Below are 17,258 nucleotides of genomic sequence, written 5' to 3' on the forward strand. Positions count from 1 at the left end.
TCGCATTATGCGGAAGCTAACGCCGCCTGCCTACGTCCATACAGGCAATAAGTCCACACTGACAGCGGTGTTATCTATTGATCACAAACCAATAAAAAACAACCTAATGAACACGACACTCGCTACCTTTTCAATTTGTACTTATCTGGCAAGCACATTGTGTATTGCCCGAGACACGCATCAGAACAGGAGACAATGCACGCCGCTTTATCTGGCCTGGGCAGCAGTATGCGCACACCTTTTATATATCGCTATCGCTTTTTTGCAAAACAACAGCTTCAACTTTAGCTTTATCAGCACCGCATCCCTGATTTCACTGATTGTCGCTCTGCTGCTGCTCATGGCGACATTTAACAAGCCTGTCGAAAAACTGGGGATCGTCATATTTCCGATTGCCGCCATCATGCTGGCATTGGAACTGAACCTGCCCGAGAAACCGCATCTACTGCACACCCACAATTGGCAGATGAGTGTTCACATATTAACCTCGATTATCGCATTCAGCCTGCTCAACATCGCCGCCTTGCAAGCCGTTCTGCTTGCCATCCAAGACCAGCAGCTTAAAAGCCATCCGCCAAAACGCTTCATCCAGTCGTTGCCCTCCTTGCAAGCCATGGAATCTTTATTGTTCCAAATGCTCGGCACAGGACTGTTTTTCCTGACCATTTCTTTGGTCAGCGGCTTCATTTTTATTGAAGATTTATTTGCGCAGCATTTAGCGCACAAGACCGTTTTATCCATTATCGCCTGGGTTATTTTTTCCAGTCTATTGATAGGCCGATTGCGTTACGGATGGCGCGGAAAAACCGCAGTCCGCTGGACTTTAACAGGCTTTATTTTGCTGCTGCTGGCTTACTTTGGCAGCAAACTGGTGCTGGAAATTATTCTACACAGATAGCACGCTTTAAAGTTAAAAGACTTTGGCCGATTACTTAATTCAGCCTCCTTACCAACCCGATACCGGTTTCAATCCAATACCCCTTATGCTGGAAACCTCTAAAGACACGTTGGACCCAGCCGATTGGAACACCTTTCGATCACAAGGCCATCGGATGCTGGACGATATGATCGACTATCTTGAACACTTGCGCGATCAACCGGTATGGCAACCCATGCCTGAGGAAGTGCGGCATTCATTTCAGCAAGCATTGGATGACGGCCAACATGATCTCGAAAGCGCACATGCTGTATTCATGAAAGATGTGCTCCCCTATGCCTTAGGCAACGTCCATCCCGGCTTTATGGGCTGGGTTCATGGCGGCGGAACCCCGGTCGGCATGTTGGCGGAAATGTTGGCAGCCGGACTGAACGCCAATCTTGGCGGACGCGACCAGGCACCGATCGAAATCGAGCGTCAAGTAGTCCAATGGACCCGGAAATTGTTTAATTTCCCGGAAACCGCCAGCGGCCTGTTTGTGACCGGAACCTCGATGGCCAACTTGATTGGCGTATTAATCGCCCGCACCGCACGTTTAGGCAGCGATGTACGTCAAAAAGGCTTTACTGCCGACAACCGGCAATTAACAGCCTATACTTCGACCGGCGCTCATATCAGCATTGTCCAGGCCATGGATATTGCCGGTTTCGGTAGCGATGTTCTTCGCATGATACCCATCGATCAGCAGCACCAAATGGATATAGCCGCGCTTGAACGCGCCATTGCCGAAGACAAAAAAGCCGGCATGACACCGTTTTTCATTGCCGGAACAGTCGGTACCGTAGGTGTAGGGGCCATTGATAATCTTCAGGTGATTGCCGAACTTTGCCAACGCGAAAATATCTGGTTTCATGTCGACGGCGCTTACGGCGCATTGGCTATGCTCGCTCCTAATATTGCGCCGCGCCTGCAAGGCATTGAGCGCGCCGACTCCATTGCCTTTGATTTTCATAAATGGGGACAAGTTCCCTATGATGCAGGATTTATATTAGTGCGCGACGGTGAACAGCATCAAAGCGCATTTGCCTCGCCCGCCGCTTACCTGAAACGCGAATCCCGCGGCATGGCAGCTGGTTCTCCCTGGCCGTGCGACTTCGGCCCTGATCTTTCACGCGGTTTCAGGGCGCTCAAAACCTGGTTTACGATAAAAGTCTACGGCGCGGAAAAATTAGGACAGGTTATTTCAAATACCTGCGCACTGGCCCAGCATATGAAGCAACGTATCGAAGCCGAGCCACAGCTGGAACTACTCGCCCCAGTTGCACTGAATATCGTCTGCTTCCGCTATCGTAGCGCCGATGCCAACCGCATCAATACCGACATTGTGGTCGCGTTGCAAGAATCCGGCATTGCCGCACCGTCAACAACAACCCTCAACGGACAGCTGGCCATACGGGCCGCTATCGTTAATCACCGTACCACGGCAAGCGACATTGATGCGTTGATCGATGCCACACTGGCACTGGGTGAGATTGCCGTAAAGAATGCCCAACCTTAGGAAAACAATGCAAACCAATGAATTTAGCGAGTCACTGATCGGACTGGCAAAGCTGATGCGGATGGCCTACTCCGGCTGCGATCTCGCCCCCTTGGGCACACAATTAGTCGAACGCGCCGAAACCGAAACCGGCGGCTATGCCCTGATGGACTTGTCCACGGTTCTGCAACTCCGGGGCTACCGCGACTTAGCCTTGTCCATACAGGCTCAGGCCATCGAAAGCCAGCAAATATATTCCCAGCCCGCAGCAACGGGACAAGTCAATGTTCGGCTCCTTGCGATTATGGGCGCAGGCGATTTGATGGCAAACACCCCTGTCGAATGCCTATTGGAAAACTCCGATGTCGCTCTCGATATAGTCTATGTGACCCAAGACTTACCTTTACCGGCCAACCTTCCTGATCACGACATATTGTTCGTTGCGGTTGCCCAGTCCGATCAAAATATGCCGCTGTTAAAGCAGATCGATGCCGCGATAGCCTCATGGCCTCGCCCGGTACTGAACAGGCCGGACCGCATTGCCTTGATGTCGAGAAATGAAGCTTGCGCATTGCTAAAATCCGCTCCGGGGATAGAGATGCCGATCACAGTGCGCATAGCCCGGCAAACTCTGCAACAAATCGCTGATGGCGAGCTGCCGCTTATCGACATTCTCGCAGACGGCGAATTCCCGATTATTGTCCGTCCGGTCGATTCACACGCCGGAAAAGATTTGGACAAAATAGAAAATTCGAATGCGCTGGTCAGCTATCTGCAAAACATGCCCAATGAAGAGTTTTATCTATCCCGTTTTATTGACTATCGCGGACAGGATGGTTTGTTCAGGAAATACCGCATCGTATTGATCGACGGCAAACCCTTCGTTTGCCATGTCGGCATATCCGAGCACTGGATGGTCCATTATCTGAATGCCGGCATGGCCGAAAGCGCCGAAAAACGCGCCGAAGAAGAACGCTTTATGATCGATTTCGACAACACCTTTGCCCGTCAACATGCCGAAGCCTTTCGCGCTATCAATGAACGGGTTGGCCTGGACTACCTGGGTATCGATTGCGGGGAAACCGCCGACGGTAAATTGCTGATTTTCGAGATTGACAGTTGCATGATTGTCCACGCCATCGATCCGGTCGATATCTTCCCCTACAAACAGCCACAGATGAACAAAGTATTCACCGCCTTTCGCCGGATGCTGCTGGACGCAATGCAACGCGGCACGCGTTAAATACACTGATGCAATCGTTACGTATTTACTGCATTACATTTAAACAAAACAGTCAACGCCACAATAGAAGTGCAAGCTTTGCTTGCGCTTGCAGACGAAGCCTGCATTCCGACGGCCTGTAACTTCAAGACCTCACCTTAATTATTGTGCCGAACCTACCTCAAACATTAGACCGCCTGCCGTCCACCGAGCAACTCCTGCTTGCAGGCGGCGATGCCCGCCTCGCTCTCGACCCGCTCAGCGGACTGAACAAATACGGGTGCGGGCCGTCTCCCGATCCTCAACTGCTGGCATTCGGTTCCTCTACGGCCTCAGTCATTTCTACGCAAGGTTTCGCTGTCGCAGAGCGGTTGCGCCAGAACCTGCTGGAAGCCATCAGCATCACATCGCCAATAGACGTCTATGAACGGCAAATCCAAAGAATTCGCCTGGAATGGCTAGCGTTATGCGAACTATCCGACCTCCACGGGCTAGAGCTTATATTCTCCCCGTCGGGGACCGACCTACATACCATTGCAGCGCAATATACAGTTAGCGAAGCCTCTGCACCGGCACGGGTCATCATGGTGGAAGCCAATGAAACCGGAAGCGGAGTAGCCTCAGCCTTAAACGGAAATTCCGCAACCGGCAATGATGCCGTTGAAGTTGCACAAGTATCGATCCGTCTCGACGACGGAACTCCCAGGCTGATCGCTGAAATCGATGCCGAAGTGGAAAACCTGGTCAGTGAAGCCGTTACATCAAACCGGCGCGTACTGTTAATTCTGGTCGATCAATCCAAAACCGGATTGATCGCGCCGAGTCCTGCCTGCGTCATCGCGCTGCACCGCCGCTATCCCGATAACCTTGAAGTGCTGATCGATGCCTGCCAATTCCGCATTGCCCTGCCGACTTTACGCGCCTATCTGGATCAGGGCTTTATGGTTGCGCTGACCGGATCGAAATTCCTTACCGCACCTTCTTTCTCAGCCGCATTACTGGTACCTTCCGAAGTAGCTGAGCGCCTGCAAAAACGCGCATTTCCACCCCGTTTACTATCCTGTTCATCCAGAGCCAATTGGCCGACTCATTGGCCTGGAACCGAATATCTGAATCCTACCGCCAATTTTGGACTGTTGCTACGCTGTGAAGTTGCATTGGCAGAACTGCGCAGATTTCGCGCCGTGCCACAAACAAAAATCATCGATTTTATGCTGACCTTTGCAGAAACGATCCGGCAACGCCTGTCATCCGATCTTCACTTCGAACCGCTACTCGCACCCCAACTGGACCGTCGCCCGTTAATAGAACCCAATAGCTGGGATCATCTCCAGACCATATTCCCTTTCCTGCTTTACGATCCACAGCCGAATGGACGCTTACCGTTAAGTCGCGAACAAACCCTGCATGTCTATCGGCAACTGCTGACCGTATTTAACCATCCTGACAATACGATTGCCGCAACACGCTGCCAACTTGGACAGCCCGTTGCCTGCGGCGCTCGTAACGGCACAGCGGTAAGCGCCTTGCGTTTATGCATCAGCTCAAGGCTGATTATTGAAGCAACAGCGCAAGACGATAGAGGCAATGCGATCATTGAAGCTGCATTGAAGACTTTAGATAAAACAACGTTGTTAATCCATTCAAACAGGAAAAATAACTAATGACTGCTAACACTCCTCCGCAACAAACGTTGTCGCTGACGATAGAACAAGCCCTAGACCAAGCTATTGAACATCACCAAGCCGGTCAATTACAAGATGCCGAGCAGCTCTACCGCGCCATTCTTCAAGTCCAGCCCAATCATCCTGAGGCAAACCATAACCTGGGAACTTTGGCGGTGCAATCGAAACAGCCGCTTGCAGGCCTATCACATTTCATGACGGCTCTGGAGGCTGACCCGACGCATTTACAATACTGGTTGAGCTATATAGATACATTGATTCAGGCAGGCATGCCGGATGCTGCGCGGCAGGTATTGGCTCTTGGTCAACAGCAGGGAATACTCGGGGATCAGATAGACGCTTTAGCCGTGTACTTGCAAGGCGATACAGAGCTTGCAGCGCAATCCAATACAGAAGATCAGCATGCTTTCAAAGAGCCGCAACCCGTGCCGGAGAAAATCTCGCAACACCGTAAGAAAAAATCTAAAACAAAGCCTCCCAAACCAGGCAAACCGAACAGAAAGCCTGCCTTACTCAAAGAGAATAATCCCAGCCCTGAACAGATAAATACTTTGGCGGCTCTGTTCAACGAGGGACGAAATGCAGAAGCTGCAACCCTCGCCCAGACAATGACCGTAAACTTCCCGTTACATGGTTTTGGCTGGATGGTGTTGGGTTTAGTGTTACAACAAATGGGGAGGCTTGCAGATGCGTTGACACCTATGCAAAAAGCGGCAGAGCTGTCGCCAGATGACGATGAGGCACATTACAATTTGGGCAATACGCTTAAAAATCTGGGCAAGCTGAACGAAGCCGAGGCGAGCTACCGCCGCGCACTTCAAATCAAACCAAACGATGCTGAAACCCATTACAACTTAGGCAACACGCTCAAGGATCTGAGGCGGCTGCCTGAAGCCGTAGACAACTATCGACAGGCGCTACAGGCCAGGCCGAACTACGCCGAAGCCTATAACAACCTGGGCGTTACCTTTCAGGACATGGGTCGGCTGGACGAGGCCGAGGCCGGCTACCGACAAGCGCTTCTGCTCAAGCCGGATTATGCTGAAGCGTACAGCAACTTAGGCATCATCCTTAAAAACCTGGGACGGCTGGACGAAGCCGAAGCCAGCTATCGGAAAGCGCTACAGATTAAGCCGGATTACGCTGAGGCGTATAACAATCTGGGAGCCACCCTACAAAAAATGGATCGATTGAACGAGGCCGAGGCCGGCTATCGGCAAGCGCTTCTAATCAAGCCGGATTACGCTGAAGCCCATAATAATATAGGCATCGTCCTTTATGATCTAGGACGGTTAGACGAAGCCGAAGCCTGCTATCGGCAAGCGCTGTTGATCAAGCCGGATTGCGCTGAGGCGTATAACAGCCTGGGAAGCGGCCTCAAAAACAAGGGTTTGGTTGAAGAGGCCGAAGCCAGCTATCGACAAGCATTGCAGATCAAGCCGGATTACGCTGAAGCGCATAATAACCTTGGGACTGTGCTTAAAGTACAAGGCCGGCTCAACGATGCAAAAGCTTGCTACCGCAAAGCATCGGAATTGGGCATTCACAGTGCCCGCATACTGGACGCGTTAATACTTCCCGCTATCATCGGTACACGACAGGAAATGCTTCAAAGCCGCGCGGAATTCGAGCGAAATTTAGACGAGTTAATTAAAAGTAAAGTGACTCTTGATGATCCTGTAAAGCACTCTGGTGAGAACACCTTTTATTTGGCTTATCATGGCCTCAATGACCGAGACTTACAGGTCAAGGTAGCGAAATACTATGAGCAAGCCTGCCCAGCCTTGCTTTACGACGCTCCTCACTGCGCCCAGCCGAAATCAGGCACCCCGGGGAAAACACGGGTGGGTTTTTTATCCAAGTTTTTATACAGTCATTCCGTATCGCTCTGTTTTAGCAAAATAATTGAATCCTTATCATTGGAAGGATCGTTTGAAACGGCGTTGATTTCCAGCCATCCGATTGACGACAAAATCTATTCCGGCTTTATCGGCAAACGACTTCAATTACCGAATAATTTGATTCTAGCCAGAGAAATGATTGCTGAGTTGGAATTGGACATTCTGGTCTATCTTGATATCGGCATGGATCCTTTATGCTATTTCCTGGCATTTTCCCGTTTGGCTAGAATACAGTGCGTGTTACCTGGACATCCGGTAACAACAGGCATAACTAATATGGATTATTTTTTATCGACCGATTTAATGGAGCCTTTTGACGCAGAGAATCATTACAGCGAGAAATTGGTTCGTTTGCCTAGACCGACATTTTATTTTGAGCGCCCGACAATTCCGGCGACATTTAAATCGCGCGATGAATTGAATTTGCCTAATGGACGGCGCATCTATATGTGTCCAGTGAAACTGCAAAAAATTCACCCTGATTTTGATGATGCAATAACCAGAATATTGCAGATTGATGATAATGGAGTGGTTGTTCTGTTTGAAGACGATATATGGCCATACTGGAAGAAAGCCCTGATAAAACGCTTCGAGAGCACGATCCCCGCAGAGATTCGGGATCGAATACTGTTTTTGCCTTGGTTAAAAAATCCAAACGACTTTATCAGTGTCATTGCCTCAGCGGATGTGATTCTGGACCCGTTCCACTTCGGTATAGGGTCAACGGCGAGTATGATTTTTGCAACAAACACTCCGCTTGTAACAAAAGCAGGAGAATTTATGCGCGGACGGGGCGGTGCATTTTATTGCGAAATATTGGATTTGATGGAATGCATTGCGGAAGACACCGAGTCTTATGCCGAAAAAGCGGTGGCAATCGCCAACAATCAATTCTTGCGGGAACAGATCAGCGCCAAAATACTGCAAAACAGCCATATCATCTATGGGAATCTGCAACCTATCCAAGATCTGACTGACTTTTTCCATTCATTAACAGAACACACCCTTGATTAATTATGACGATAATTTTTTAATTTTATCCAACCCGCTCTTAAGCTCGGTTTTGTCAAATTCATCCAATGGCGTATATGAGCAATAGCCATAGACAATTTTCTCATCGTCATCCAGGGCTTCAAACACCGACTGGGGTATAGCTCTAGGATAATCGAAACCCTGTTTGATATACCAGCGACAGAACGTGGCAATCAGCGCCCACCGATCTCTTTTCGCCGTATTGTCTAAAGTGGCGTGCCAAATCCTGCTATCCCAAACAACGATATCCCCCGCTTCGGCTTCTAACGGTATGGCATCCGCATTCTCGCCCTGAGGTGCATATTCGCCGGTTTGATGGGATTTCGGCACAACCAGCGTACAGCCATTGTCCACTTTGGAATCATTCAGAAACAAAATAGCCTGAACGACTGAAGTATAGTTTCCGGTGTAAGGAATAAACGAGTCTATGTGGTACGGCATCGCTTCGAGCGAACTGCGCAGATGCATGGCGCGCAATATATAGTTGGGTTGATCCGGCGGGATTGCCGCATAAAATTTTTCATTCAGCAGCTCTTTTAAGACTTCGCCCGGTATGCCTCGAATGAATACCCGAAGCGCATCCTGACGTTTTAACGCAACATTGTAAATAGTCCGGCCAAAGCTGTTCAAACGCTGTTGATTACGTAATAAATTGGCTTGTTCATCCTCGGTATATTCAAAGGTATTGGCAAAGTCGAGAAAACTACCAACAACAGCAGGATCAACCGCCTGCTTAATAACGGCATAACCTTGCTGACGTACATGGTCGACATGCGTTTTTGCGATTAAAGAAATCATCTTTCTAATTCATCAGTAGCCTGAAAGACTTTCCCAGCCTGTTCTATTGTCGGGAAATCCGGAAAATATTGAGCCCGATGGACACTTCGCTGATAAGCGGTCGGGTAACAACGTTCAATAAAAGTAGCTTCACCGCCGTTATCGAATCGGGTGGAAAGTGCCAGACGGCATTGACCGGGCGTTCCGTTTTTGGAACTGCGGTGCACGGTAAACATCGACATCGACCTGCACCGGAATGAAATCCTGTTCATGATACTGGTCAGGACGCAGTTGCCATGAAGCACTGCCGCTACCTTCCATCAGCAACAAGCCGCGCTTATGGCTGCCTGGAATCACCTCCAGGGGAAAGTTATCCCGATCCACTCGAACCAGCGGCAGCCAAACAACCACACCGTCCAGGCTGCCTTGTACAGATGGAAAATCCTGATGCGCTCCGAGCCCGAAATAGCCGTCCGGAATTTTTAACTCATGCGCCATGATGTGAGCCACTTGGCCGCCCGATACAAAAACATCCTGCCAGCTGAATTTATCGGACAAAAAACCGGTAATTCGGGGATCATGCAGCAGCTGGTATATATCGAGCTTTCGCCACACCGCCCCGGCCGTCTTTTTGTAGCGCTCCAGGTCATAACGATACAGCGCTTGCATTGCATCAAAAAGTTCCATTCCATCAACATCAACGGTGATTTGACGCAACTGGTCGAGAAAGGTCTTGGCGATAGACTGCCTTACCTTATCAACGCACTGCCGATCCAACAAGCCCTTCGCGACGAAGAATCCATCCGACTTATACTGCTCGAATTCAGAAGTCATTATCCGGTTCTCTAAAAATAAATCGGTAACAAGGCGCCGTCAAAATCTACACTGAAGCTTCGGCATAACCAAAACCAGTCTGTCCGAAACCGTTGCCGTTGTAGAACATATAACGGCGACCGCCAACATCCACGACTTCCGGATAGGCCAGCATCAAAGAATCCCAGCCATTATCACTCAGCCCGATACCGGCTTGATCGTCCAGGCGCGTCCAGGCCATGCCGTCAGCGGATTCGGCATAGCCGATGCGGTAACTATTCGCACGCGTCTCACGGTAATCGGTATGGCCGCGGTAACTGTACCACATGCGATAAAGCGCGCCATCTTTGCACACACTGGCACGCACAATGCCGCCCTCGGCCGCATCGGCATAGTCAATCGCGATTTGCCCTTCCCTGCGCCAATGGATGCCGTCGTCCGATTCGGCATACTTGAGATGATAAAGCGGTTCCATACGCCCGCCGATGCTTTCCCAGCCTGTGCACGACAGATACCAGTTGCGCCAAACGCCATTTTCAATCCGGACGCAGGTGGTCGCGCAAAAATAAGGCTCTTCAGCCGTGCGATCCATCACCGGACCGTCAAACAGGCGACGATACGTGCATCCGCCATCGTCACTGACCGCCAAACCTATAGAATTGTGATACGGCACGGTATTGCGCACATTCCAGCCGATATAATACAAATACTTCAATCCCTGCCAATTCACGATTGAAGACGGCATCATGCCGCAATCGTCGAACGTTCCCGGCAACCCGAGTTGCAACAAGGGTTGCGGCTGAATCTCAAGGATGTTGGCCGGATCGGCGGCATCCACTTTCATGCGTGCAATCAAACTGCGATTGGCGTCATCGCGGCTACTGAAAAACACCTCCAACCGGTTGTCATCCACTACATCGACAGTAGGAATCTGGGCATGCGAACGCGCCCAAGGCAGCCGCCCATCAATACTGTAGATTAGCCCGCGCTTAGTCCACGAGATCACGCCGCTCTTCTTTTAAAAATACAGTTGAAAAGCCCCTGATAATTTTGTACTTGATATTTTTCCTGCAGAATAAAACCATGACTTTCAAAAACGGAAAAAGCGGCCGAACTGATGAATTCTTCGGTCAATTCCATAAAAATAGACTCGACCTGTTTCAGGCACGACTTAGCGCCTTCCAGCACTTCGGCTTCCGATCCATCGACATCGATTTTTAAGTACCGAGGCATCGGCAGCCCCATCGTCTCCACCAAATCGTCCAGCCTGCATTTTAAGACCGGATGCGAATGCGCCGGCTGAAAATCAGCACCGAAAACATCCGTAGGCTTGTCCAGAATCTTTTCATGCCCGCCCAGCTCCATATGTTTTATATGCATATGGCCAACCGCCATTTCTTTGGAAATAGCCAGGTTGTAACACCCTTCAAGTGCGGTTCCTGATGACGTCGAATTAAGATAATTATTGTAAGCCAGCAAAAAATAATTCAGTGGATCGGGTTCAATCGCAATAACCCGCAAACCGCATGCCGCCGCGTATATCGAAAATATCCCGTTACTGGCGCCGACGTCATACAAAACTTCTCCTGAAGGTAGTTGGTCAATCCAGTCCAAAAGCTCAGGCTCTATATGCTCATGGCCTGAAGCCATCCACAACAATCTACGGGACAGGCAAAGCCAGTCGATTTTTTTTCCTCTGACTGTGGCGCTGTACCTGAAATCATCCAAATTAAAAGTATCGGCTTTTTTTAGAGATTCCGCATCCACCAAACTCTCCAAGGGAACAAATGTCCGTTTGTGCGTCATTATTTTTTCCTGATGTGGTTAACTACAACTTTATCTTCGTGCTTGGTATGTTCAACTTAATGGCAGGATTACCTTTGTAAGCTCCCCAGGCTTCGGTATCTTTAATGACGGCCGATGCCATCGCGACAAAGCTGCCTTCAGCAATACGCAGTCCATCGCGTAAAGTCGAATTCACGCCAAAAAAACTATATGAGCCAATATCGCAGTGCCCGGACATCACCACATGCGAGGTAAACGTCACATGATCGTGAATCACGCTGTGATGCCCGATGTGATTACCGCTCCACAAGACGACGTTATTGCCGATGCGAGTAAACGGCTGGATGGTGTTATTTTCCAGGATGAAGCAGTTCTCGCCGATTTCGTTGTCGAATACTATGGCTTTGCTGCTCAGGTAACTAATACACTGATATCCCTTGGCTTTGATCGCCAGGTAAACAGCCTTGCGGTCGCGATTCATGTTCCTCGGCGACATCGGCGCAAAAAACGCATAGTTACCGGGAGGATAAATCGATTCAACATTTTCAAAGGCGACTATCGGCAAGCCGCGAAATACCGGATCTTCCGGCAGGTAATCACGATTAACGCTAAACGCGACCACTTTATGTGCGGAATCCCGCTCCAGGTAATAATGCGCCAGCTCTGAAAAATCTTTTATACCAAAAATCACCACATCAGCCATACAACGGCTCCTTATAAACATAGACTGTATATTCGTACAACCCGTAATCGTTACGTATCACAAAATGACGTGAAATCTCCTTAGTCAAAAAAACAACCAGGGCATCAAGAGGCAAATGAAACAAGTCATCCCGCTCCCAATCCACCGCCTTGGACATCACATTGAACGCAAGACCGCAACGGACTTTTGAAAATACCACAGCTAATACCTGCTTGAAATATTCAAACATTTCATCGAATTCAAGAGCGCATTTCTCGGTAAAAACGCCGTTCATAACCACATAATCGAACTCAGCCAATTTTTCAGGTTCGGCAATCACATCCAGGCAATAATAGGCGTTTTCAGGATATTTATTCCGGGATAATTCATAAAAAGCGGGCGAAGCATCGAGCCCATGATAAGTGATGCCGGAACGTCCGCTTCGCTGTAGAAAATCATATAAATGCGAAGCGCCGCAGCCAAAATCAAGCAGCGTCACCCCTGCTTGATGCTCGCGGATCACATCCAACATTACCGCATAGCGTTTTTCCGCATCTTGTTTATTGGGCCAATCGACACCCAGGTGCGAATCGCCATGCCGGGACAGGCAAGCTTCATAATGATCAATAATTGTTTGATGTTTACGCTCTTTCAAAGCACATCCCTCTCACCAAGCAGTTGCCGAATGGCGTCCGGCTCATTAAACATCAGTACGTCCAGAATCGATAGCCAAGGCACATGTTCGCTTTTCCCTTGACTGTAGCTAATCAATCCCGGACGCAAAAACTTAAGCGGTATCCCCTGTTTCAGGAAAACGGCCCTATCATATAAATCTACGCCACCGATCGGATTGACGTAAGTATCGGCCCGCTCTTGCCGACAAATATCCAAAATACGATCCTGCCCTTTCAAATGGGTATTTTGATAAATACGCGAGGTGCCTACGATTTCCGCCTCCAGCATCAGATAATCCGACACTTCCCGTAAGCTATTGAGTAAAAACTCATCCAGCCGAATCGAAGGATAATTAACAATATGCTCCGTCAAGGCTACCACTTGAGCATAACACGGTGCATGCACATAAGCCTGCCTTATGGTACGCATCAGCTTGTCCCGCCAACCCTGCTCATCCACCAGTTCAATGTCGCAAATAAGCTTATTCTGGCTGGCGCCGCGCAGCGGTACCGTAAAAGTATGGGCAGCGCCATTCAGCAACAGCCGATTGCGGTTGACCCAACCGCGATTAATAAAATTCACATCATCAAACACCACAAATTTATCCACCGCGGCCATCAACTGAAAATAACCGATATAGGGCAAAAAATAAGGCTGCATGATGGCAATGGATGTCATTTGCCAGACTGTCCCGCAACTATTTTAACGATTACATCAACCTGGTCGTTCGATAAAGCAGGATAAATCGGCAAACAAATCACTTCACTCGCCACCTTTCTCGCCACCGGCAAATTTGCCTGCGCCGCAGAAGGCATGCCCCGATACATTGGAAAATCACTAATCAACGGGTAAAAGTAGCGCCGCGCATGAATATCATTATTTCGTAACTCTTGATACAGCGCATCACGGTCGAGCGGATACTCCGGCTGTACCAGAATCGGGAAGTAAGCGTAATTTGCCACATCGCCTCCGGCATCGGCCAGACAATGAATGCCGTTCACTCCTGCCAGGCCTTCGCGGTAATGTGCATCAATGGCTTTGCGCTTTTGCAGGGCCTCATCAATATATTTTAATTGCAGCAAGCCAAAGGCGGCGTTGATCTCGCTCATCTTGCCGTTAATGCCGGGAGCTACCACGGTAACTTCGTCGACAAAACCAAAGTTTTTCAAGTGGTCGATGCGCTGCTTAATCTTGGCATCAGGACAGACGATGGCGCCGCCCTCGAAAGTATTGAATACCTTAGTCGCGTGAAAACTGAGTACCGACAAATCGCCGTGGTTGAGCACACTACCGCCAAAATGCTGCACGCCGAAAGCATGAGCGGCATCGTAAATCACCTTGAGCCCGTAGTTGTCGGCAATCTGCTGAATGCGCTCTACATCGCTGGGATAACCGTAGCAATGTACCGGCATGATGGCGGTTGTTTGCGGCGTGATGGCCGCTTCGATTTTCTCGGGATTGATATTCAGCGTAACCGGGTCAATGTCCACGAATATAGGCTTGATGCCGTTCCACAGCAATGAGTGCGCGGTGGCTACGAAGGAATAAGGTGTCGTGATCACTTCACCGGTAATGCGTAGCGCTTGCAGGGCTGTCACCAGCGCCATCGTGCCGTTAGCAAACAGGGAAACGTAATTCACGCCCAGATAGTCGCACAAGGCTTGTTCCAGTTGCTGATGAAACGGGCCGCTATTGGTTAGACGCTTGTTGTCCCAAATTTGTTCCAAATAAGGAATAAACTCATCCAGAGGCGGCATTAAGGGTTGGGTAACATAAATCGGTGACGTTTTTTTTGATTCAGTCATTTACTTGTCTCTTACATTGTCTTGCCGACTCACTTCAAATGATTCCGCAGGTAAACCGTCGCACCAGCGTTGCCACATTATCCGCAGCGCATATTCCAGACTTTTAGCCACCACCGCCGGCTGGCCTATCTCCGATTGTTTAAGACGTTCACGCAGATGCGCGCGCACATTAGCCAGCGAGGCAGGATCGCCCGCCCAGGACAAACCTTTCCGCACAAAATCCGCCGCATCCTGAGCGACAAAAGCATCCAGCCCAACCTGACTCAAAAGTGTAGAGCCCTGTCTCGCTGTAACCGTTCTCCCAACCAACGTCAATGTCGGTACGCCCATCCACAGAGCATTAAGCGTCGTGGTTGCTCCATTATAAGGGAAGGTATCCAAACACATGTCCACCTGTTGATGCAGTCTAAGATAATCGGCTATGCCGCAACGTGCGTGAAAACTCAGCCGCTCCCGTGCGATGCCTTCTTTTGCAAACCAGTCAACCAATGCACCGTATTTCCCCTCTTCCGAAATGCCGCCCAATACCATGCGTGAACCAGGCAATGCGCGTAATAGTTGCGACCACAAGCCGATGACTGACGGACTCAGCTTGCTTTGCCGGTTGAAACTGCCGAAAGTGGCATAGCCGTTGCCCAGAGCAGGCAAAGCATTAACCGGTGGCGCCGACATATCCGGCTGGTATGGCGCACAAGCCGGCAAACGCACGATTTTTTCGGTAAATTGATCGTCAAACTGGCCGGGCGGCAATAGAAAACGATCCGCCATGTAATAATCCATACCGCTCAAGCCTGTTGTGCCCGGATAGCCCATCCAGCTGACCTGCACCGGCGCAGGCTTGCGGGCAAAGGCCAACAATCTGTTTTTGGCGGTATGTCCCGAAAGGTCGATCAGGATGTCAATGCCGTCAGTACGTATTTTTTCCGCCAGCGCGTCGTCCGATAAACCGACAACTGGATGCCAGTGTTTAAAATACTTGCGCAGACGTAAAGTAACGCTATCTTCAACGTTGTGGTTGTAATAGGCATGCAATGCCAATTGTGGATAATCCTCCAGATGCTCCAACACCGGCTCAATAAAACTGGCCACCGCATGAGCACGTAAATCGCCGGATACAAAGCCTATTTGTAGACAGCGCGCAGGTGCTCGCGAGTTGCTGTGCTGTGACCAAAGCGCAATCAGCGGCGCTTCAAACTGTTCGCCAAAACGTCGGTGTTCGACAGCCAACATTTTTGCATCAGTCTTTTCGTTGTGAGTGAGAAAGAAAAGTAGGTTGCTATACGTCTCGGCAAAATCAGGCTTGATCTCCAACGCTCGACGGAAACTGACTTCGGATTCAAGCAAACTGCCCTGCCCAAAAAAAATGCTTCCCTGGTTACTGTGCGCTTCGGCGAAATCAGGCTCGATCTCCAGCGCCCGGCGATAACAGGCCATTGCCTCCTCAAGTTGTCCACGGTCTTGCAGGATATTGCCTATGTTATTGTGCACATCGGATAAATCGGGATTCAACGCTAGCGCCCGTTGATAACTGCTCATTGCGTCATCGGGCTGCCCAAGTTTTAATAAAGTATTGCCCAAGTTGCTGTAAGCATCGGCGTAATCCTGCTTGAGTTCCAGCGCCCGGCGATAACATGCCGCCGCGTCATCGAGCCGACCGTGATCTTGCAGGGCATTGCCCAGATTGTTATAGGCCTCGGCAAAATCGGGTTTAAGCTCCAGCGCCCGGTGATAGCATATTATCGCGTCATCCAGATGACCGAGAGCTTGCAGGGTGTGGCCCAAATTGTTGAGCGTATCGGCGTTATCGGGCTTTACCCGCAGCGCCTGACGATAGCATGTCACTGCATCATCAAGTTGCCCGAGTGCTTGCAGGGCATTGCCCAAATTGTTGTGCACCTCCGCAAAATCGGGTTTGATTTCCAGCGTCCGGCGATAAGTCGCCACTGCGTCGACCGCTTGTCCAAGCTCCTGCTGGATATTGCCTAAATGAAATTGGGCCTCGGCATCCTCCGGCAAGAGTTCCGCTATTTTCTGTATCGGCTCCAGCGCCTCTGCATTTCGTCCCTGTTGCGTCAGTATCGATCGTAATGCCTGCCAACCCGGCACATATTTAGGAAAACGTAATGTCCAGGTTTTGAAGAGTGCTTCCAGTTCAGTGACGCGCCCCTCGTTAAAAAGCGCCGTCATTCTTGTGATTTCTTGAGGATTGGGACTGGCCGACGCCGTCTTTTTTGATGCTTTGCCGGACTTGGAAAGCTTTTTAGTTTTTGATTTAGACATACGTTTTTCTTCCTGCCCCCGACAGCCACCTTGGCGAAGCTGTAATTATGCCTTTATATTTTCAAGTAGGAAACCGGATCTCTTTTTTTCATTAGGCAGCCGCATTGTCGGTACATTACTCTCCTGAGAGCTAAGCACATTTTGCGCTTCCCTTAATAGTTATGGAGATTTTTTAGCTTATTCATGC

14 protein-coding genes are annotated in these 17,258 nt (G+C 49.7%); 5 read left to right on the forward strand and 9 right to left on the reverse strand.

Annotated features, from left to right (window positions below; all coding sequences use genetic code 11):
* The first annotated feature begins 106 nt into the window (after nucleotides 1–106).
* The 5 genes from V7051_RS08685 (at nucleotide 107) to V7051_RS08705 (ending at nucleotide 8,236) form a co-directional block, all read left to right on the forward strand.
* Nucleotides 107–898: a cytochrome C assembly family protein gene (locus tag V7051_RS08685; protein ID WP_333874554.1), complete on the forward strand. Its 792-nt coding sequence runs from the start codon at nucleotides 107–109 to the stop codon at nucleotides 896–898.
* Between the two features lie 22 nt (nucleotides 899–920).
* On the forward strand, nucleotides 921–2,435 hold the full coding sequence (locus tag V7051_RS08690) for a pyridoxal phosphate-dependent decarboxylase family protein (RefSeq protein ID WP_333874555.1): 1,515 nt from the start codon (nucleotides 921–923) through the stop codon (nucleotides 2,433–2,435).
* Nucleotides 2,436–2,442: 7 nt separating this feature from the next.
* Nucleotides 2,443–3,657 carry an ATP-grasp domain-containing protein gene (locus V7051_RS08695; RefSeq protein WP_333874556.1) on the forward strand — a complete coding sequence of 405 codons (1,215 nt, stop codon included), beginning with the start codon at nucleotides 2,443–2,445 and terminating at the stop codon, nucleotides 3,655–3,657.
* Between the two features lie 146 nt (nucleotides 3,658–3,803).
* Complete coding sequence (locus V7051_RS08700; protein ID WP_333874557.1) at nucleotides 3,804–5,300, forward strand: hypothetical protein; 1,497 nt, start codon at nucleotides 3,804–3,806, stop codon at nucleotides 5,298–5,300.
* Nucleotides 5,300–8,236 carry a tetratricopeptide repeat protein gene (locus V7051_RS08705; RefSeq protein WP_333874558.1) on the forward strand — a complete coding sequence of 979 codons (2,937 nt, stop codon included), beginning with the start codon at nucleotides 5,300–5,302 and terminating at the stop codon, nucleotides 8,234–8,236. Before V7051_RS08700 ends, V7051_RS08705 begins: the two co-directional genes overlap by 1 nt.
* On the opposite strand, the gene V7051_RS08710 is transcribed toward V7051_RS08705, so the two are convergent.
* From V7051_RS08710 to V7051_RS08750, 9 genes are all read right to left on the reverse strand, one after another.
* Complete coding sequence (locus tag V7051_RS08710) at nucleotides 8,237–9,052, reverse strand: phytanoyl-CoA dioxygenase family protein (protein WP_333874559.1); 816 nt, start codon at nucleotides 9,050–9,052, stop codon at nucleotides 8,237–8,239.
* Nucleotides 9,053–9,190: 138 nt separating this feature from the next.
* The gene (locus tag V7051_RS08715; RefSeq protein WP_333874560.1) at nucleotides 9,191–9,865 is read right to left on the reverse strand and encodes a phytanoyl-CoA dioxygenase family protein; all 675 of its coding nucleotides are present in this window, start codon (nucleotides 9,863–9,865) and stop codon (nucleotides 9,191–9,193) included.
* A 46-nt stretch (nucleotides 9,866–9,911) separates the two neighbouring features.
* On the reverse strand, nucleotides 9,912–10,850 hold the full coding sequence (locus V7051_RS08720) for a hypothetical protein (RefSeq protein ID WP_333874561.1): 939 nt from the start codon (nucleotides 10,848–10,850) through the stop codon (nucleotides 9,912–9,914).
* Entirely contained in the window at nucleotides 10,847–11,650 is an 804-nt protein-coding gene (locus tag V7051_RS08725; protein WP_333874562.1) for an FkbM family methyltransferase, read from the reverse strand. The genes V7051_RS08720 and V7051_RS08725 overlap by 4 nt, the downstream gene beginning before the upstream one ends.
* Nucleotides 11,651–11,672: 22 nt before the next feature.
* Entirely contained in the window at nucleotides 11,673–12,332 is a 660-nt protein-coding gene (locus V7051_RS08730) for an acetyltransferase (protein WP_333874563.1), read from the reverse strand.
* Nucleotides 12,325–12,966, reverse strand: a complete 642-nt coding sequence (locus tag V7051_RS08735) for a class I SAM-dependent methyltransferase (protein ID WP_333874564.1) — start codon at nucleotides 12,964–12,966, stop codon at nucleotides 12,325–12,327. Before V7051_RS08735 ends, V7051_RS08730 begins: the two co-directional genes overlap by 8 nt.
* Complete coding sequence (locus tag V7051_RS08740; RefSeq protein ID WP_333874565.1) at nucleotides 12,963–13,664, reverse strand: WbqC family protein; 702 nt, start codon at nucleotides 13,662–13,664, stop codon at nucleotides 12,963–12,965. The genes V7051_RS08735 and V7051_RS08740 overlap by 4 nt, the downstream gene beginning before the upstream one ends.
* Nucleotides 13,661–14,791: a DegT/DnrJ/EryC1/StrS family aminotransferase gene (locus tag V7051_RS08745; RefSeq protein ID WP_333874566.1), complete on the reverse strand. Its 1,131-nt coding sequence runs from the start codon at nucleotides 14,789–14,791 to the stop codon at nucleotides 13,661–13,663. The genes V7051_RS08740 and V7051_RS08745 overlap by 4 nt, the downstream gene beginning before the upstream one ends.
* Entirely contained in the window at nucleotides 14,792–17,071 is a 2,280-nt protein-coding gene (locus V7051_RS08750; protein WP_333874567.1) for a tetratricopeptide repeat protein, read from the reverse strand. It lies immediately after the preceding gene.
* Nucleotides 17,072–17,258: the final 187 nt, after the last annotated feature.

The sequence above is a fragment of the Methylobacter sp. genome, from assembly GCF_036845245.1.
Classification (GTDB): Bacteria; Pseudomonadota; Gammaproteobacteria; order Methylococcales; family Methylomonadaceae; genus Methylobacter_A.